The sequence below is a fragment of the Actomonas spartinae genome, from assembly GCF_051209155.1.
Classification (GTDB): domain Bacteria; phylum Verrucomicrobiota; class Verrucomicrobiia; order Opitutales; family Opitutaceae; genus Actomonas.
The window spans coordinates 107,358-126,211 of record NZ_JBPJGB010000001.1 but is presented as its reverse complement, the minus strand read 5'-3'; the positions used below and the strand labels follow the sequence as shown (position 1 = coordinate 126,211).

Genomic DNA, 18,854 nt, shown 5'->3' with positions numbered 1-18,854 from the left:
AATTTGGCCGTTCATTCCTTACAGCGGTATGAACCACCTCGGCCTTTTTCTCACGTCGGTCTTCATCTGGGGCTCCACGTGGCTGGCCATCACGTTTCAACTCGGCCACGTGCCGCCCGCGGTTTCGGTGGCCTACCGCTTCGGTCTCGCCGCCCTGCTGCTCTTCGGCTGGTGCCTGCACCGGCGCCTGCCGCTGCGCTACGACGCGGCCGCGCACTTCGGCTTCGCCGCGCAGGGCGCACTGCTTTTCGGCCTCAACTACGTGCTCGTATATCTGGCTGAGCAGGAGATCAGCTCGGGCCTGGTGGCCCTGATCTTCTCCACCATGGTGTTCCTCAACATCGGTGCGACCCGGGTGTTTTTCGCCACGCCGATTCGGCGCGCGACGATCGTGGGAGCGGTGTTCGGGTTCGGCGGTGTCGTGCTCGTGTTGCTGCCCGAACTGCGTTCCACCGCCAACCGCGGTGACGTCTTGCTCGGCGCATCGCTCGCGGGCGTTTCCACCCTATCGGCATCGCTCGGCAACATCGTCGCGGCCCGCAATCAACAGCGCGGCCGACCCATCATACAGGCCAACGCCTTCGGCATGCTCTACGGCGCGGCGCTGGTGGCGCTCTACGCGCTGGCGCGCGGGCAACCCTTCACCTTCGAGTTCACCACGCCCTACGTCGCCTCGCTGCTCTACCTTGCCCTCTTCGGCTCCATCGTGGCCTTCGGCGCCTACCTGACCTTGGTCGGCCGCATCGGTGCCGACCGCGCCGGCTACACCGCGGCGGCCGTGCCCATCGTCGCCATCCTGCTCTCCACCTTTTTCGAAGGTCTGCAGTGGCACCCCAGCACCCTCGCCGGCGTCACCCTCACCATCGCCGGCACCCTCCTCGTCCTCCGCCGCCCCACCCCCACCGCACCCGCAAAAAGTGTCACCTAATAAGTGACAAATTCACCCCCCCAGGCACGGACCAATTTCTCGCAAACTATTTTATATGATATATTTAAATGCTATTATTACTGACTGACCTCCCCATTCCACTTGTAACCTAATAGGTTACAAGTGGACCGGGTTGCGATGGCTCGGTGAGGTGCAGCGGGGGCTGGACGAGGCGGCCGGCTTGCGTGTTACTCGACGGACCGCGCGCTTGGCGGTTGCTTTGAGATGACACCCCACCCCACCCCCTTACGCATCCTGTTTGTTTGCATGGGCAACATCTGTCGCTCGCCGGCTGGCGAGGGTGTGCTCACAAAACTGGTCGCCGAAGCCGGCCTCACCGACCGCATCACCATCGACTCCGCCGGCACCATCGGCATGCACACCGGCAATCGCGCCGACGCTCGCATGCGCCGCGCCGCGAGCGCGCGCGGCTACGATCTCACCAGTCGCGCCCGCCAGGTGAAGTCGGCCGACCTCGACGCCTTCGACCTCGTGCTCGCCATGGATGAGGACAACCGCCGCGACCTGCTCGCCCTCGCCCGCAACCCGGAGCAACGCGCCCATATCCGCGCCTTTTGTTCGTTCTGCACCCAAAACGCCGACACTGAGGTCCCCGATCCCTACTACGGCGGTCCGCAGGGCTTCGAACACGTGCTCGATCTACTCGAGGACGGCTGCACCGGCGTGCTCGAGTGGGCGCAGGAACGCCTCGGCTGAGCCAGAGGGTTTAAACCGCAGAAAACGGGGCGGGCGCCGATGCCCATCCAACGCCAGCGGGCGCTCCGTTGTCTCTCAGCCATCTGCGCTCTGTGCGAGATCTGCGGATTCCCCGGTTCTCACCACCGTCCGCCGCGAGCCCGCGCTTTCGCTTTTTGATTCCAAACCCAAGGCCGCGCCCTCATCGCGAGACCATGTCGTTTTCCGCCCTCGGGGTCTCTCCGCCACTGCTGCGCGCCCTCGCCGAGCGTCGCTACGCTGCGCCCACTTCGGTGCAGTCCGCCGCGATTCCGGCGGTCCTGCGCGGGCGTGATGTCTGGGCCCAGGCCCAGACCGGGTCCGGCAAAACCGCCGCCTTCGCGCTGCCCTTGTTGCAGGACATCGCCGAACGACCCCGCGGTTCCCGGCGCGGGGTCGCCCACCTGGTGCTCGTGCCCACCCGCGAACTCGCCGCGCAGGTCGCCCAGTCCTTTCACGCCTACGCCCAACACCTGCACCCGCGGCCCAAGGTTGTCGTCGCGGTCGGCGGCGTGTCGATCAACCCGCAGATGCTCGCTCTCCGCGGCGGCGCTGATGTTGTCGTCGCCACGCCCGGTCGTGCGCTCGATTTGGTCGACCGCAACGCCCTGCGCCTCGATCGCGTCAGCACGCTCGTGCTCGACGAGGCCGATCGTCTCTTTGCCCTCGGGTTCGCCGACGAACTCGGCCGCCTGCTCGCCCTGCTCCCGGCCCAGCGCCAGAACCTGCTCTTCTCCGCCACCTTCCCGGCCGAGGTCACCGCCCTCGCCGAGCGGTTGCTCAGCGATCCGGAGAAAATCGTGGTCGAGGCGACGCCGCTCACCCGCCCCGCCATCACCGAGTCTGCCATCGAAGTCGACGCGCCGCGCCGCACCCAGTTGTTGCATCATCTCATCACCACCCACGGTTGGAGCCGCGTGCTGGTCTTTGTCGCGACCAAATACAGCACCGGCCACGTCGCCGAAAAACTGCGCCGCCTCGACCTCACCGCCGGCTCACTGCACGGCGAACTCTCGCAAGGCGCCCGCACCCGCATCCTCAACGAATTCAACACCGGCCAACTCCAGGTGCTCGTCGCCACCGACCTCGCCGCCCGCGGCCTCGACTTCACCGAGCTGCCCGTCGTCATCAACTACGACCTGCCGCGCTCGACCATCATCTACACCCACCGCATCGGTCGCACCGCCCGCGCCGGCGCCACCGGAGAGGCGGTGAGCTTTGTGAGCGCCGCCACCGCCGCGCATTTTAACCTGATCGAAAAGCGACACACCGGCCCGATCCCGCGCCACCAGGTGCCGGGTTTCGAACCGCGCATGACCGCGCCGCCACCACCCACCCCCGCGCCCGACGACGCGCCGCGCACCGGCGGCATCAAAGGCAAACGCAAGAGCAAGAAGGACAAGCTGCGCGAAGCCGCCGGCCTCGCCCCCGGCGAACCGTTGTCGAAGGCCGCGGCCACTTCGGCCCAAGCCAATCTCGCCGCCCGACCCCAGCCGGAGAAACCCCAGGCCAAACCGCCGAAGCCGCAACCCGCTCCCCGGCCCCCGCGTCCGCCCCGAGAACGCACCTCGCAAGCCGATCGCCCGGACCGCCGTGACGGTCAGGAGCCGTTGGAGGAAAGCCGCAACCACCTGCGCCTGCCGCGCACGAACCGGCCTGGCCGCTGGCGACTCTAGATCCGCCCTGGTTCCGCATCGGCCCCCAAAACCAGCCGACTCAAAACACAGCAACCTGCCTCACCCAATGTTCGTAATACGAACATTGTGACCTGAACGCGGCGGACCGGGGGAAAGGTTCAGCAAAGCGGAGGCCTTGGAGGAGTCGCGCGGCTGGCGGGCGGAGACCTTGGCGTTCGCTCCTACCGTCGCCGCAACGCCGCGTGGAGCGGACAACGCGTCACGTCGATCGGCGCACCTTCACGGTAGCGGGCGAGCAGCTGTTTGGAACGATGCGCCAACTCGCGGCGCACCGCGCGACGTTCGCCTTTGATGCGGGCGATCGACATCGAATCGTAGCCGGTCGTCTGGTGTCGCATCCACGCGATGGTCGCGGCTTCGGCGCGCTGGTCGATCGGGATGCGTTGCGTGCGCGCCACCGTGCCGCTGCCCACCGGAGTCGCATGCGCCGCGATGCGCTCGGCCAATTCGCGAGCCACGAGCTGGTAGCGCGGATGAAAGTCCAGGTAAGCCAACACCGCGCCACGAAAGTCCTCCTGGTAATTCGCTTCCGCCACGGCTCGGCGCGCGCGACCGGCCTCAAGTTTGCGCGCATAGGCGGGATCGGCCCGCTCCGCTGCGAGGGCCGAGCGCAGTGACTCGATCCGGTCGGCCGGCGCCCAAATGCCGTGCGAAAAACGTTTGCGGCCTTTCAATTCGATCACGGTCCACGACGGGCCGTCGGCTTTGATCCGCCGACTCAGCGCCGCGTCACCCGGCAACAGCAGCGCCCAACCGTCCGGCACATCCAGCACCGCCCCGGCGGCGGACAGCACCTTGCGCGGTTGCTTAAGTGGACGGACTTCGAGGGTTTCAGCGGCGACGGACGACATGTAGGACCGCGAGGCAAATCCACGTGACCGCCGTCGCCAAGCCGAGAGCGAACGCCATCTGCGATTGCCTGCGCAGGGCACGTCTTCAGCATGCCGCGGCATGGCGTCGTCCCAGTTGGTTTTGCAGTCGGTCGAGTTTGCCCATGCGGGCATGACGGCGCCGCTGTTCACCGATCTCACGGTGCAGTTTCCGGCTCGCTGGACCGGCATCGTCGGACCCAACGGCGCCGGCAAAACGACCCTGCTCAAAGTCGCCACCGGCGCGCTCGAAGCCCAGACCGGCTCGGTGCAACGGCGTGGTCTCGCGCTCTACGTCGCGCAACGCACCGACGACCCGCCGGAGATGCTCGAAGACTTCGTGTGGGCACCCGACGCCACCGCGCTCAAGGCCCGCCTGCGCGTGAGCGAGGATTGGCCCGAGCGCTGGTCGACGCTCAGTCACGGCGAACGCAAACGCGCCCAGATCGCCGTCGCCCTGTGGCGCGAACCGGCCGTGCTCGCGCTCGATGAGCCGACCAACCACATCGACGCCGATGCCCGTCGCCTGCTGGTGCGCGTGCTGACCGAGTTCACCGGCATCGGCCTGCTGGTGAGCCACGATCGACGCCTGCTCGATGAACTTTGCGCGCAATGCCTGCTCATCGACCCACCGTCCGCCGTGCTCCGCCCTGGCGGGGTGACCGCCGCGCTGGCCGAGCAGGACAAGGAGGAGATCGCCGCGCAATCCGCCAACGACGCCCTGCGCCAGACCGAGCGCCGACTCAAGGCCGAGGCCCAGCGCCGCCGCGTGGTCGCTGACCAAAAGGCCGCCGCCATGCGGGGCTCCCAACAGAAGCACAAGATCAACCCCATGCACGATCACGACGGCCGCGCCGCGCGCGGGCTCGCGCGCGTGACCGGCAAGGACGCCTACGCCGGCCGCATGGTGGCGCAAATGAATCAGCGTGTATCCAAAGTATCCGCACAGCGCGCCGACCTCACCGTCAGGAAACGCTACGAGACCGGCATCTGGGTCGACGGCGCCTCGTTCATGCCGCGCGATTTCCTGCTCCGCCTACCCGCCGGCGAACTGCCGCTGGGCGACGACGGTCGCGTCCTGCGCTTCCCCGAGCTGGCGATCAGCGGCACCAGCCGCATCGCGCTCACCGGCCCCAACGGTTTCGGCAAGAGCACCCTCATTCGCCACGCGCTCGCCCATGTGCAGGTGCCGCCCGACAAACTCGTGAGCGTGCCGCAGGAAGTTTCGGCGGAGGCCTCGCAGGCATTGTTGGAAGAGGTCAAACGCCTGCCCAATGCCGAACAGGGGCGCGTCATGACCACGATCAGCCGGCTCGGCTCGCGCCCCGGTCGCCTCTTGGAAAGCGCCCTGCCCAGCCCCGGCGAAGTCCGCAAACTCCTGCTCGCGCTCGGCATCGTGCGCGGTCCGCATCTCATCGTCATGGACGAGCCCACCAATCACATGGACCTGCCCAGCATCCTTTGTCTGGAGGAGGCCCTGGCCGACTGCCCCTGCGCGCTGCTGCTGGTGAGTCACGACGAGGCGTTTCTGGACCAAATCACCACGACGCGCTGGCATCTCGCGTCCGACGAGCACGGTCAGGCCGGCGACACCCGGCTGGAGAGTAGCGGCTGATTCGCCACGCGGGGAATTGCAGGGTTGCCCCACCGCGAAGGCTGACCGAGTCTCACCGCCACGCGAAAACCGCGTATTCGCCTTACCTTTCAGCCCTTCAACATATTCTCCCGGTCCGATTTCTTGCCTGCTGAACAGGGCGCATGCCCAACCGTCAGCAACCTACGACGAGGCGGTGTTCAACACTGACCCCGAGGATTCCGGGAACCCAGGCGAACAAGCAAAACCGGCGGACCTCCGTCTCCCTGCACCGGGCCCCCGCGCGGAGCCGGCGCTTCGGATCGGATTGTATCCGGTTCCTACATACAAATGAGAACTTTCCGTCATCTCACGCTGTTTTCCTGCCTGCTGCTCACCGTCCTGGGGTCGCCGCTGCCGGCCCAGAACGCACCGGCGGCCGAGCTCACCGCGCTCGAGGCCGAGGTCGCCCGCCTGCAGGAGGAATTGCGCGCCGCCCAGGCCGAGCTCGCCGCCCGCCGCGCTGCGGAAGACCAGATTGCGCCGGCTCCCGCGGCGACAACCGCGCCGGCGGAACCGGATACCACTCCGCTCTTTCCCCTGCTCGATGGACTGAGCATCGGCGGCGCCGTGCGGGTGAACTATTATTTCGGCGACTACGCCGACAACAGCCCGGCCACCGTGGCCGACGCCGCCGGCAACGGCACGGTTGCCCTCGACATCTTTCGCCTCAACGCCGACTTCGCCCGCGGTCCCTGGCGCGCCAAGGCCGAATACCGCTTCCTCGAGGGCTACTACGGCAACGACAGCTACCACTTCCTGCACACCGGCTGGGTCGGCTACGCGTTCGAGGGCGGCGACACGCTGCAGGTCGGGGTCAACCGCGTGCCCTTCGGTCCCGGGCCCTACGGCCTGTCGCAGAGTTGGTTCTTCGACCAGCACTACTACGTGGGCCTGGCCGATGACATGGACTTGGGCGTCAAATACAGCGGCTCGCGCGGCGAGTGGGACTTCGACCTCGCCTACTACCTGTCCGACGAAGGCTCCTGGTCGGGCTCCACCCGCGACAGCGCGCGCTACTCCTACGACGTGGTCAACGAATCCGGTCAGGGATACGCCGAGCGCAACCAGATCAACGCCCGCGCCATCCGGCATTTCACCGTCGGCGAGGTGAGCTTCGACGTCGGTGTCTCCGCCCAGTTTGGCCAACTGCACAGCTATGGCCCGCAGAGCGACGGCCACCACACCGCCTTCTCGGTCCACCCCACCGCGCATTGGGACAACTGGACGCTGGCCACCCAGTTGACCACCTATCGCTACGACGTCGACGCCGCCCAGCCGCTGGGCACCGACGAGCTGGTGCAGTTCGGCGCCTACGATTTCCCCTCCACCATGGCCGCCGAAGCCTGGCTCGGCGCGGTCTCGCTCAGCTACCACCTCGATACGCCCGCGATCGCCTGGCTCGATTACGTCGTCCCCTATTTCGAATACAGCTCGATCCGGAAGCGCGCGGCCGGCTTCCACGACAGCGATCTCCTCACCCTCGGCGCCGCCTGGGCCCGCGGCGGCTGGTATATCTACACCGAGATGGCCCGCTCCAACGGCAACGACTTCGTGGGCAACCTCGGCGGCTTCAACAGCCGCTTCGGCGCCAACCCCAATGCCCGCTGGCTCGTCCGCTACAACTTCAACCTCGGCTACTACTTCTGAAGTCGCCCGGTCCCGGCCCGGCCGTCGCCCCCCACCGTATCCAAAAAACCAGCACACTTTATGAAATCACCGCCCAAGACTGAGAAAACCAAGCGCACCCTGGCCGAAAAACTCCGCCACGCGGAGAAGGTGGCCCGGGAAAAGGCCATCCAGGAACGGGAGCAATTCCGCGGTCTGCAGATCCGTCCCACCGCCACCCTGCTCGACGGCAAGCCCGCCCGCGAACCCGGCGCCGGCAACTGGAACCGCTTCGGCTTCGACATCCATCCCGAGGTAACCGTGACCTCCGTCTTTCTGTTGGCCGTCTTCATCACCCTGTCGCTGATGTTCCACGAACGGGCCGCCGAGCTCGCCAGCGGCTTCCTGGCCTGGATCTCCGCCACCTTCGGCTGGTTCTTCATTCTCGCCGCGAACGTCTTCATCGCCGCCTGCGCCTTTTTCGCCTTCAGCAAACTCGGGCGCATCCGCATCGGCGGCAAGGAGGCCCGTCCCGAGTTCAGCACCCAGGCCTGGTATGCCATGCTGCTGAGTGCCGGCATGGGCATCGGCCTGATGTTCTGGAGCGTGGGTGAACCCATGTTTCACTTCGCCGCTCCATCACCAATGTTCGGCGGCATCGAGGGCGGCACCCCCGAAGCCGCCCAGGCCGCGATGGGCACGACCTTTTTCCACTGGGGCCTGCACCCCTGGGCGATCTACGCCATCGTCGCGCTCGGGCTCGCGTTCTTTTCCTACAATCGCGGCCTGCCCCTCACCATCCGCTCGATCTTCCACCCGCTCCTCGGCGACCGCATCTACGGGTTCTGGGGCAACGTGATCGATATCCTTTCCGTGCTCGCCACCCTCATGGGCCTGGCCACCTCGCTCGGCCTTGGTGTCGCCCAGGTCAACGCCGGCCTCAACCACCTCTTCGGCATCACCATCAGCCCCGGGGTGCAGATCGGACTCATCGCCGGCATCACCGCCCTGGCCACGATGTCCGTGGTCACCGGCCTCGACAAGGGCGTGAAGTTCCTCTCCGAGCTCAACATGGGCCTGGCCGCCCTGCTCATGCTCTTCGTGCTCATCGTCGGCCCGACCATCTTCATCCTCAGTGGCTTCACCCAGAGCCTCGGTTTCTACCTCGAAAACTTCGCCCAGATGAGCCTCTGGACCGAAACCTTCCGCGACACCAACTGGCAGGGCAGCTGGACCGTCTTCTACTGGGCCTGGTGGATTTCTTGGTCGCCCTTCGTCGGCATGTTCATCGCCCGCATTTCCAAAGGCCGCACCGTGCGGGAGTTCATCCTCGGCGTGATGATCGTGCCCAGCCTGCTGTCCTTCATCTGGATGTCGGTCTTCGGCGGATCGGCCATCTCGCTGCAAATGTCCGGCGCCGCCGACATCCTCAGCTCCGTCAACGAGAACGTCGCCACCGCGCTCTTCGCCATGTTTGAGCACTTCCCGATCAGTTGGGTGCTGAGCCTGGCCGGCATCATCCTGGTGACGGTGTTCTTCGTCACGTCCTCCGACTCCGGTTCGCTGGTCGTCGACCACCTCACCTCCGGCGGCAAGCTGGACTCCCCGGTCCCGCAGCGCGTCTTCTGGGCCGTGATGGAGGGCGTCGTCGCCGCGGTGCTCCTCATGGGCGGCGGCCTCACCATCCTGCAAACGGCCGCGGTGACCACCGGACTGCCCTTTGCCTTCGTCCTCCTCCTGATCGTGCTGTCGCTCTACATCGGCCTCTCGCACGAGTCCTATGTCGAGGAGGCCGTGAGTGCCCGGCTCCGTGACGTGCGCCACGACCACAAGATTGGCGAAGCCGTGGAGTCCGTGACCGCCGAACTGAAGCAAACCGCCAACGACGAATCCCCACCCAAAGCTTAGCCGGAGAAACCCGCCCGTTCATCCGGCGCGATCCGCGGCCAAACCCACCCCTGCCACGGGCTCCGTAGCCCGGCGGCGGCTCCCTCCGCGGTTTGCCGATCGTTCCCGCTTGCCCGCATCGGACGTTCAGCGGCGGGAGTCTCGTCGTCGCCCCCATTGACCGCTTGGCTGGCCTCCTCATGAGCTTCCTGTCCCCGACTCGCCTTCGCTGCCCCTCCCTGGCGCTGGTCCCTGCCATCCTCGCCTTCAGCCTGGCCCTAGTGTCGGCCGCTCCCGCCGCCCAGCCCGACTACGACATCATCACCGACGCGGCGCGCGACCGTCTCGACACCACGCTCGCCCGTTACGTTGCCGAAGGCAAAGTCGCCGGCATCTCGGCGCTCGTCTTCGAGGACGGCGAAGAGGTCTATTACCAACAATACGGCTACCGCGACCGCGAGGCCGGCGTGCGCTTCAGCCGCGACAGCATCGTGCGCATCTTCTCCATGACCAAACCGGTCGTGGGCGTCGCCCTCATGACCCTCTGGGAACAAGGCGCCTTTGAGCTCGATGATCCGGTCGAGAAATACGCGCCGGAGTTCGCCGACATGCAGGTCTACGTCGGCTACGACGAAGCGACGGGCCAGGTGCAAACCGAGCCGCAGCGGCGCAAGTTCACCATCCGCGACCTCACGCGCTACACCGCCGGGTTTGAGGGCAACATGGAAGGCGTGCCGCCGCTGCGCGGCGAGAACGCGCCGGGCCGCCGGACCAACACCCTGCAGCAGATGGCCGCCGAGCTGGGTCAGCGGCCACTCGCCTTTCAACCCGGCACCCGCTGGGCCTACGGCATCTCGTGCGACATTCAGGCGTTTTTGATCGAGCGCATTTCCGGCCAGCCCTTTGCCGACTACCTGCAGGAGCACGTGCTCGGTCCGCTCGGCATGCACGACACCGGCTACTACGTGCCCGAGGAAAAGCGCGACCGTTTCGCCGTCGCCTACCGCTACGATCGCGACAGCGGTGAGCTCACGCGCACCGACGACGAGCGGGCTCAGTCGATGAACTTCAACCACTGGCCCATGACCCCGGGCTCATTCGGCCTGACCTCCACCATCGACGACTACCAACGCTTTGCCCGCATGCTGGGCAACGGCGGCGAACTCGACGGCGTGCGTATCCTAAAACCGGAGACAGTGAAGCTCATGGGCACCAACCAGCTCGACGGCCACATCACCGAACGCATGTGGCTGCCTTCACGCGGCCAGATGGGCTTCGGCGTCAACATGGGCGTGCGCACCGGCACCCCCGTGGACGAAAACGAAAACAACGGCGTGGTCGGCGAGTTCTTTTGGGACGGCGCCTTCAGCACCCTCTTCTGGATCGACCCGGTCAACGACCTCACCGCCGTCATGTTCGTGCAGCTCACGCCCTACGATCAGATCAAGCTCCACAACAGCTTCCGCGACGCGGTTTATGGCAACTACGTGCCCGAGGACCCCGCGACCCACGTGCGCGGCAACTGAGCGGACCGCGCAGATTCCTCCCAATAGAACGTGGGGGGTCCCGGTGTAGGGTTTATTCCTTTGAGAAGAAAATGGCCGCCGCTCGCGGTGTGCCCTTGGCTGCGTATCTGCTCATGTTGCAGCGCCTTGCCCACCTCACCCGCTGGATCGACCTCATCTATCAGGAGCAGAGTGCGTTTGCCCGACTGCGGGCGAAGCTGCTCTTCGCCGCCGATCTGGGGGTGTTGCTCTTCATCCCCCTCAACATCGCCAAGATCTTGTGGCTGCAACTGCCGCAGACCCCCGGGCGAATCCTGTTCAACCTAACCCTCGGCATCGGCGCGGTCGCCTCCCTGCAGGCCTTGCGTCGCGGGAAACTCGTGCTGGCCGGCGACCTGGTCGCGCTGCTCGGGGTGTTCATGCTGCACCTCTTCACCTTCGCCGCTCCGGTCACCACCGAACCGGTCGGGCTCGTTTTCCAAGTCTTCATCGTCGACCTGGTCTTCCTGCTGATGACCTTGGTTTTCGCCTCGCGCCGCACCGCCTACCTTGTGCTCGCGGTGATTATCGTGGGGCACCTGAGTCTGCACTACGTTGTCCTCGGCAAAGGCCTTGACCCGGGCATGCATGAAGTCGCCGACACCATCCTGCGCGACGGTTTGGCTGCGATCATCGTCATTTTCCTGCTCGGTCTGGCGGTCACCTCACTCATCGCCGCCGCCAATCGCCGCAGTGAAGAGGCGCTCGCCGAAACCCGCTCTCTGAACGCCCAGCTCGAGGAACTCGTCGCCCAACGCACCCGCGATCTCGCCGCGGCGACCGACCAGGCCCACGCCGCGTCCCGCGCGAAAAGTGAGTTTCTGGCCAACATGAGTCACGAGATCCGCACGCCGCTGAATGGCGTGATCGCCACCGCCGAGCTCCTGCAACGCGACGAATCGCTGTCGCCCGAAGCCGCCGAACGCGTGCGCCTCGTCGCCCATTCCGGCGACCTCCTGCTGCGCCTGCTCGGTGACATCCTCGATCTTTCCAAAATCGAAGCCGGCCAACTCACCCTGGAAGACCATCCCTTCGACCTGCGCCAACTGGTCACCGACAACCTCGCCCTTTTCGCGTCCCGCGCGGCGGAGAACAACATTCGCTTCGACATCGAGCTGGCCGACGACCTGCCGACCTACGTCGAGGCCGACTCGCACCGCCTCCGCCAGGTGCTCAGCAACCTCGCCTCCAACGCGCTCAAGTTCACCTCCGCCGGCGGTCAGATTCGCGTCCGCGTCGTGCCGGAAACGCCCGGCACCGCCGACGCCCCGACCCGCGTGCGCTTCGAGATCCACGACACCGGCATCGGCATGGATGAGCTCACCCTGGCCAAGGTCTTTGAACGCTTCACCCAGGCCGATTCGTCCACCACCCGCCGTTACGGCGGCACCGGGCTGGGTCTGGCCATCTGCATCCGCTTGGTCGAACTCCTCGGCGGCAAACTGGAAGCGGAGAGCGAACCGGAGCGCGGTTCGGTTTTTCGCTTCACCCTGCCGCTGCGCCCGGCGGCGACCCCGACGGCGCGGGAAACGGGTCCCACCGAGAAACTCGCGCCGCTCGGGTTGCACATCCTGCTCGTGGAGGACAACCGCGTGAACCGCACCATCCTCGCCGCCCAGCTCCGCGAACTCGGCTGCACCTGCACCCTCGCGATCGACGGCGAACAGGCCCTCGAGGCGCTGCGCCACGCGACTCCGTTGCCCGATCTGGTGCTGATGGATTGCCACATGCCGATCCTCGACGGTTGGGAGGCCACCCGCCAACTGCGGGCCTGGGGCGCGTCCGTTTCTGCTACCGAACCTCACCACGCCGCCGCGAGTCTCCCGGTGATCGCCCTCACCGCCGCCGCCTTGCCCGAGGAACGGGAACGTTGCCGTCTCGCCGGCATGGACGGGTTCATCGCCAAGCCGGTCAAACTCGCCGAGCTCCGCCAGACCCTGGCCCAGCACGCGCAACGCGCCTGAGATCATGCACCGGGAAACCGTTTCATTCACCTCGCCGCTCATCCTTCGTCGCTCCGCTTGGTAACGTTTGCGGACCGCCCGAGTTATTCCGCCTGACGCGGTGGATCGGTTGCGCTTTGCTGCCCTCCGACGCACCACCCCGCACCACCCCGATTCATGAACGCCACCTCTGCCCGCGAGTCCTGGTTCGGCGCCGCCGCCAGCGGCCTGCGCTCCGACCTCCGCCATGCCTTTCGCCTGCTCGGCAAAACCAAGGGCATGTCCGCCATCACCCTGCTCACGCTCGCGCTGTGCATCGGCGCCACCACCGCGATCTTCTCGACGGTGTATGCGCTCATGCTCAAGCCGCTGCCGTTCCCCGAGCCGGACCGCATCGTCGAGCTCTACACCTCCGCCGCCAAGGCCGGTCTGCACCACATGCCGGCGAACGTGCCGTTCTACCTCGACTACTCGGAGAACGCCACGTCCTACGAGACGCTCGCCCTTTGGCAGTTCGGCCACCGCCTGTTCGGCGACGAGGGCGCGATCGTGCGCCAGCCTGGCGCCGTCGCCACCGCCGAGATTTTTTCCCTGCTGCGCGTGCAACCGCTCATCGGCGCGTTCTTCACCAAGGAAAACAACGTCGAGGGCGCCGATCGGGTGGTCGTCATCACGCAGTCGTTTTGGGAATCCGCGTTCGCCGAAGACCCCGCCGTGCTGGGTCGCGAGCTGCGGATCGACGGCGAGACCTACACCATCATCGGCGTGGCGCCGCGGGGGTTCGAGGCCTTCGACGCGCGCGTGAAATTTGTCGTCCCGCTGTCCTGGAACGACGACCAAGCCAACCCCGGCCGCCGCTACGGCGTGGGGATCTCGCTTTACGGCCGACTCCGACCCGGCGTCTCGATCGGTCAGGCCGACGCCGAGGCCAAACTGCTGGAGCAACGCTACGTCGCCGGCCAGCCGCCCGGCGTGCAGCAGTTTGTCGAGCGTTCCGGCATGGTCATGAATGTCGGCGGCGTGCAGGAACAGCGCGTCAATCCGGTGCGCCCGACGCTGCTCATCGTGCAGGGCATCGTGGCCTTCGTGCTGTTCATCGGCTGCCTCAACGTCGCCAACCTGCTGTTGGTGCGCTCCAACGCCCGCCAGTCCGAACTCGCCATCCGCTCCGCCCTCGGCGCCGGGCGCGGGTCCATCGCCCGCCAGCTCATCGTCGAAAGCCTGCTGCTCACCACGCTTGGCGCGGCGCTCGGCATCGGCCTTGCGTGGGCCGCACTGAAGGCCACCAACTTCTACCTCGCCCGCATGTTGCCCCAATCGATGCCGGCCACGCTGGACGTCCGCGTGCTGGGCTTCGCCATCGGGCTCTCGGTCCTGATCGGTGTATTGATCGGTCTGATACCGGTGTGGCACGTGCTGCGCACCAACCTCGCCACCATCATCGCCAGCGGTTCGCGCGGCTCGTCGTCCGGTCGCGGCGTGCGCCTCCTCAGCAGCACGTTGGTCGTCGCCCAGGTGGCGGTCGCGCTCGTGTTGCTGACCGGCGCCGGTCTGCTCATTCACAGCTTCGCCAAGGCACTCCAGGTCGACCCCGGCCTGCAGGCGGACGGCGTGGTCACCGGTCGCGTCGCCCTGCCCGGCAACTACCGCGCCAGCGACGAGGCCGCCCAAGGCATTCGCGACCGGCTGCTGCAGGCCATGCGCGAAATACCCGGCGTCGACTCCGCCGCGCTGGGTCTGGCCACCCCCTTTCAAGGCGGGCTGCCCATCGGCGCCTTCAGTCTGTTCGAGGACAACCTGCCCCCGGGCGCGCCCCAGCCCGGTGCCTTCCGCGTCGCCGGCACGCCCGACTACGCGAAAACGCTGGGACTGAAACTGGTGGAAGGGCGCTTTTTGGAGGAAGCCGACACCGCTCCGGACCGCCGCGCGGTCGTGGTCGACCAAAGTTTTGCCGAAACCTACTTTCCGGGGCGTTCCGCCCTCGGAGGACGCTTCTCCTTCGAAGGCCGGCCCGAAAACGAGGCCGATTGGCTCAGCATCGTCGGCGTGGTGCGCAACGTGCCGCACAACGGGGTCGAGGAAGACAGTGGCAATCCCTTCATCTATCAGGTGCTGCAAGGGTGGCGCCCCAGCGGCCTCACGCTCTTCCTGCGCACCTCGCGTCCGACCGCCGACATCGTAACCGCCCTGCGCGCCAAGTTGCGGACAATCGATCCCTCCATTCCGCTTTTCGACACTGGCTCACTGGCCGACGCCGTCGGTTCGTCATTCGACAACCGCCGCGCGGTCATGCTGCTGACGGCGGCCTTTGCCGGCCTGGCCCTGTTCCTCTCCGCCCTCGGCATCTACGGCGTGCTCGCTTACGACGTCTCGCAGCGCACCCGGGAGATTGGCATCCGCAGTGCCGTCGGCGCCTCGCGCGAACAGGTGCTCGGACTGATCCTCAAACAAGGCCTGATCAAATCGAGCCTCGGCGTCGCCATCGGTCTGGTCGGCGCGTTTCTACTCAGCCGCACCATGACCAGTCTGCTCTTCGGCGTGGAGCCCTCCGACCCGCTCGTCTACGGCGCGGTCAGCCTGGTCCTCATCGCGGTCGCGTTGCTCGCCAGTTACCTCCCCGCCCGCCGCGCCGCCCGCATCGACCCACTGGTGGCGTTGCGGAACGAATGAAGCTCAAGCCGGGTTCAGGAATTGCCCCCTGACCGTGGAGGCATTCGTAGAGGTAACCTGAATCGATTCCGACTCGTGTCCTATTTGGGAGCGTTGCTCAGCAGCTGGTAATACTCCTCTCGAAGCTTCGCCTTCTCCTCCTCCGTCTTTCCCCAAGCGTCAGCCTGCTCGATGGCGTCCGCCACGTCGTTCATCCCGCGGGCAAACTGCTCGCGTGCCTCGGCTTCCGCAGCGCGGCGTTTCTTTGAGCCGAAAATATTGAAGCGGTTCAGCACGAGCCGATCGAAGGCCGTCAGGTGCTTCTCCACCAATTTCTCCGCCTTGCCCTCATCCGACAGAAACTCGTCGATCACCACGTCGTTCTTCGGCGCGGCCACGGGCACGCGCGGCAGTGGGGTCGAGGGCAATCGCGTCGTTTCCACCGTCACCTCCGGCAACCGCACCACGTCGTCCGCCTCGTCCGCCGCAGCGGTTTCCTCCACATTCGAATCCGGCCGCGAACGCGGCGGCGGAATCGAACGTAATCGTGGCCGCTGAGCCTGGCCGGGGATGCTCACGGGACTCGTTTCCGCGGTTGGACGCTCCGCGTGGTTCGGGTCGAAGCGAGGCAACTGGTCCCGCATACGGTCGCGAACCGAACCCCCTTCCTGGGCCGCCAGGTTAAGCAACAGAACCACCGAGATGACTGCCAAACCAACCCCGCGTCGCAACGGTCGACAACCGGCCGGCACCGTTGAAGCGAAGGTGCCCAAACGCCCGTTCGGTCTTTGCGGCGGGATTGGGTTCACATGGGGAAAGACGCCAGCTTGGTCCCCGCGTTCAAAGATCACTCGGTCCGTCGCGTGGAGACCGACCCGTTCAGACAAAGCCCGGCAGAGCGAAGGTCCCTTGGTCCGGAAGCTGGAGACACCGCGGTTGTTGGAGGCGAAGACGTCGATGCGATCGTCACAACGCAAGCCGCCGCAGGTATTCAATCGCTGGCGACGTCGGTCAGGACTCGCTGGGCGGGGTTTTCTTTTCCCACTTGGCGTAGCCCTCGGCTTCGAGCACGACGCGGTCCTCGACCGCGAGATCGTTGATCGTCCACGACTCGCCGGCGGCGAGTTCGTGCGGCCCGAGCTTGAGGGTCTGGGCGCGGTTATGGGACTGCACGCTCCAGATGATGAGTCCTTCCAGCATCAGTGTATGATCCGAGGTATTGACCACGGTCAGAGCATACGGCCCACCATTTTCGCCGGGCGTGCCTTTGCCAAAGGAGGCCGAAAGCGGGAGCGCGGGCAGTTCGGTGGCAGGCGCCGCATCATCGGCGGCGAGGGTTGGGGTGTGGGCCATAAGGCCAACCAGCACGGCGGCCACGAGAGCCACGGCGCGACGCGGGAGGGTAAGCGAAACATTCATCATCGGGATTGGGTTGCCATTGCGGTCAAAGACCGGCCGGCAGCCTAGTCCGCGAACCGCTCCGGCGCTCAGTGCTTTCTGGCCAACAGACGGCATTTGTTGCCATTCCCCAGCATAGTGGTGTGCCTTCTGCGCCATGGCTTCCAACGACCCGCTCCACGGCATCACGCTGCAGCATATCGTCACCACGCTCGTGGATGAGCTGGGTTGGGAGGAACTGGGCACGCGGATTCCGATCCGCTGCTTCACCCACAATCCGAGTGTGAAATCCAGCCTCACCTTCCTGCGCAAAACGCCCTGGGCGCGCGAGCGAGTCGAAGGCCTCTACCTCCACACGCGGCCCGATGGTTCCCGCTGATTCTCTGGTAACGCAGTTTGCCACAGAGCAGTGGTGTTACCCGACAAGGGCAAATTGGGGGTCTGCGAGGAGTTTGTTTAGGACGACGAGCATCTTGCGCATGACAGCAACCAGAGCAGTCATCTAGATTTTCCGTTGGCGAGCAGACGTTGATAAAAGGAGGCGAGGATCGGGTTGAAGCGCACCGCAGCCACGGCCGCCATGTAGAGGACCGCGCGCACGGTGCTACGACCTCCACGCACATGGCGGCATCGCCTGGTGTTGCCGCTGTCTCGGGCGAAGGGTGCCACGCCGACTAGAGCGGCGAGTTTGCGCGAGTCGAGTTGCCCCAACTCCGGCAGGTGGGCGAGCAGGACCGCGGCGAGGATAGGACCGACGCCCTTGAGTTGCTGGAGGCGTGCGGCCTTTGTGCGCAGTGCCTTTTCGCGAGCCATGTGCTCACTGATGAGTCGATTGGCTTCGGCCAGTTCCTGCCGCAGGAACTCAAGCTGACGCTTGAGGAGCTCGCGCAGGGTGTGGCCGGCCAGCTCAAGGCGACTCTGCACCGCGACGCGTTGCGCAGTGATCTGGCTGCGGTAGTCGAGCAGCTCGCGCAGAGCCAGGGCGGCTTCGTCCATGGGCGCATGCAGGCGTGGTTGCATCTTTTCGCCGAAGCGCTTGAGCAGCAGGGCGTCGAGTTTATCGGTTTTGGCCAGCAGTCCTTCGGCGTTGGCGAAGGCGCGCACGCGGCCCGGGTTGACGACACAGACCTCGATGTCCTCGCGCAGTAGGGCGGTGACCAAGGCGCGTTCGTATCCACCGGTCGCTTCGCAGATCACGCGAGGGTGAGGCACTCGGCGCAGCCTGCCAACGAGGCTGCGCAAGCCGTCGGCATGGTTGGGCACATGGCTGACGCGTCGGCCATCGAGGGTGTAATCGAGGCGATCTTTGGCGACGTCGAGACCGACGTAGGTGGTGGCTTGAGTAACAGGGGTGGTTGTCTCCATCTTGTATACGAGCTCGAGGCTCCATCAGTGGTTCGAGTTCAACCAGGACGGCGACCGGGACCCGTGGCTCTGTGTCGAGGTCGAAAGCCTCTGGTCACAAAACGGTCTCACGGTCGCCGAGCCGTGCGGGCGGCCGGCCCGCACGGCAACCTGGGAGGCACCATCCAAACGGTGAACGTCGACGGTGCAATCGCGCCGAACCCGGCTTCGCCTCTTAACGGTTCACACTGCCTCATGGTCACGGGGCGGAACATACAAGATCACGGAGGTGGTCACAGAGGGCACGGAGCAAAACCCGATCCTTTCCCTCTGTGGCCTCGGTGTTTCCTCCTCGGTGAACTCTGTGTAAAAACGGACTCGCGGTGACCGCTCCGTCGTTCACTCGCCGCGGTTCCAGAAGATGAAGGTGCCGCGGTTGTTGGAGGTGATGAGGTCGATGCGGCCGTCGCCGTTGAGGTCACGGGCTTCGATCTGCGAGCCGACGCCGGAGCGGTTGTGGATCAACTCGGGCACGAGGCGGGCACCGCCCGGCGCGCTCGCGTCGCGCACGGTGCGATACCAATACAGCACGGGCGGACCATAGGCGTCGGGATCGTAG

At 66.0% G+C, this 18,854-nt stretch carries 15 protein-coding genes; 10 read left to right on the top strand and 5 right to left on the bottom strand.

Annotated features, from left to right (window positions below; translation table 11 throughout):
• Positions 1–28 precede the first annotated feature (28 nt).
• The 3 genes from AC0MRV_RS00545 to AC0MRV_RS00535 all read left to right on the top strand — a co-directional run bounded on the left by AC0MRV_RS00545 (position 29) and on the right by AC0MRV_RS00535 (position 3,339).
• Positions 29–928, top strand: a complete 900-nt coding sequence (locus tag AC0MRV_RS00545; protein WP_472762458.1) for a DMT family transporter — start codon at positions 29–31, stop codon at positions 926–928.
• A 225-nt stretch (positions 929–1,153) separates the two neighbouring features.
• Entirely contained in the window at positions 1,154–1,645 is a 492-nt protein-coding gene (locus AC0MRV_RS00540; RefSeq protein WP_472762457.1) for a low molecular weight protein-tyrosine-phosphatase, read from the top strand.
• A gap of 194 nt (positions 1,646–1,839) precedes the next feature.
• Positions 1,840–3,339 carry a DEAD/DEAH box helicase gene (locus AC0MRV_RS00535; RefSeq protein WP_472762456.1) on the top strand — a complete coding sequence of 500 codons (1,500 nt, stop codon included), beginning with the start codon at positions 1,840–1,842 and terminating at the stop codon, positions 3,337–3,339.
• A 182-nt stretch (positions 3,340–3,521) separates the two neighbouring features.
• On the opposite strand, the gene AC0MRV_RS00530 is transcribed toward AC0MRV_RS00535, so the two are convergent.
• The gene (locus tag AC0MRV_RS00530; RefSeq protein WP_472762455.1) at positions 3,522–4,211 is read right to left on the bottom strand and encodes a DUF2293 domain-containing protein; all 690 of its coding nucleotides are present in this window, start codon (positions 4,209–4,211) and stop codon (positions 3,522–3,524) included.
• A 100-nt stretch (positions 4,212–4,311) separates the two neighbouring features.
• On the opposite strand from AC0MRV_RS00530, the gene AC0MRV_RS00525 reads away from it, so the two are divergent.
• The 6 genes from AC0MRV_RS00525 (at position 4,312) to AC0MRV_RS00500 (ending at position 15,514) form a co-directional block, all read left to right on the top strand.
• Positions 4,312–5,844, top strand: a complete 1,533-nt coding sequence (locus tag AC0MRV_RS00525) for an ATP-binding cassette domain-containing protein (RefSeq protein WP_472762454.1) — start codon at positions 4,312–4,314, stop codon at positions 5,842–5,844.
• Positions 5,845–6,153: 309 nt separating this feature from the next.
• Positions 6,154–7,512: a hypothetical protein gene (locus tag AC0MRV_RS00520; RefSeq protein WP_472762453.1), complete on the top strand. Its 1,359-nt coding sequence runs from the start codon at positions 6,154–6,156 to the stop codon at positions 7,510–7,512.
• A 60-nt stretch (positions 7,513–7,572) separates the two neighbouring features.
• Positions 7,573–9,378 (top strand): BCCT family transporter, encoded by a 1,806-nt coding sequence (locus tag AC0MRV_RS00515; protein ID WP_472762452.1) that lies wholly within the window; start codon positions 7,573–7,575, stop codon positions 9,376–9,378.
• 179 nt (positions 9,379–9,557) lie between these two features.
• Positions 9,558–10,883 carry a serine hydrolase domain-containing protein gene (locus AC0MRV_RS00510; protein WP_472762451.1) on the top strand — a complete coding sequence of 442 codons (1,326 nt, stop codon included), beginning with the start codon at positions 9,558–9,560 and terminating at the stop codon, positions 10,881–10,883.
• Between the two features lie 71 nt (positions 10,884–10,954).
• Complete coding sequence (locus AC0MRV_RS00505) at positions 10,955–12,865, top strand: ATP-binding protein (protein ID WP_472762450.1); 1,911 nt, start codon at positions 10,955–10,957, stop codon at positions 12,863–12,865.
• A gap of 156 nt (positions 12,866–13,021) precedes the next feature.
• On the top strand, positions 13,022–15,514 hold the full coding sequence (locus AC0MRV_RS00500; protein ID WP_472762448.1) for an ABC transporter permease: 2,493 nt from the start codon (positions 13,022–13,024) through the stop codon (positions 15,512–15,514).
• Positions 15,515–15,594: 80 nt separating this feature from the next.
• Here AC0MRV_RS00500 and AC0MRV_RS00495 read toward each other — a convergent pair whose 3' ends face one another.
• Both AC0MRV_RS00495 and AC0MRV_RS00490 read right to left on the bottom strand, forming a co-directional pair.
• The gene (locus tag AC0MRV_RS00495) at positions 15,595–16,206 is read right to left on the bottom strand and encodes a hypothetical protein (RefSeq protein ID WP_472762447.1); all 612 of its coding nucleotides are present in this window, start codon (positions 16,204–16,206) and stop codon (positions 15,595–15,597) included.
• A 298-nt stretch (positions 16,207–16,504) separates the two neighbouring features.
• The gene (locus AC0MRV_RS00490) at positions 16,505–16,879 is read right to left on the bottom strand and encodes a hypothetical protein (RefSeq protein WP_472762446.1); all 375 of its coding nucleotides are present in this window, start codon (positions 16,877–16,879) and stop codon (positions 16,505–16,507) included.
• Positions 16,880–17,048: 169 nt separating this feature from the next.
• Here AC0MRV_RS00490 and AC0MRV_RS00485 point away from each other — a divergent pair, with 169 nt between their 5' ends.
• Positions 17,049–17,270, top strand: coding sequence for a VF530 family protein (locus AC0MRV_RS00485; RefSeq protein WP_472762445.1), 222 nt, complete (start codon positions 17,049–17,051; stop codon positions 17,268–17,270).
• A gap of 119 nt (positions 17,271–17,389) precedes the next feature.
• Here AC0MRV_RS00485 and AC0MRV_RS00480 read toward each other — a convergent pair whose 3' ends face one another.
• Together AC0MRV_RS00480 and AC0MRV_RS00475 are read right to left on the bottom strand one after the other, a co-directional pair.
• A complete protein-coding gene (locus tag AC0MRV_RS00480; RefSeq protein WP_472762444.1) occupies positions 17,390–18,256 on the bottom strand; it encodes an IS110 family RNA-guided transposase in 867 nt (288 codons plus the stop codon).
• Positions 18,257–18,634: 378 nt separating this feature from the next.
• The gene (locus tag AC0MRV_RS00475; protein ID WP_472762443.1) at positions 18,635–18,826 is read right to left on the bottom strand and encodes an FG-GAP repeat domain-containing protein; all 192 of its coding nucleotides are present in this window, start codon (positions 18,824–18,826) and stop codon (positions 18,635–18,637) included.
• Positions 18,827–18,854 lie beyond the last annotated feature (28 nt).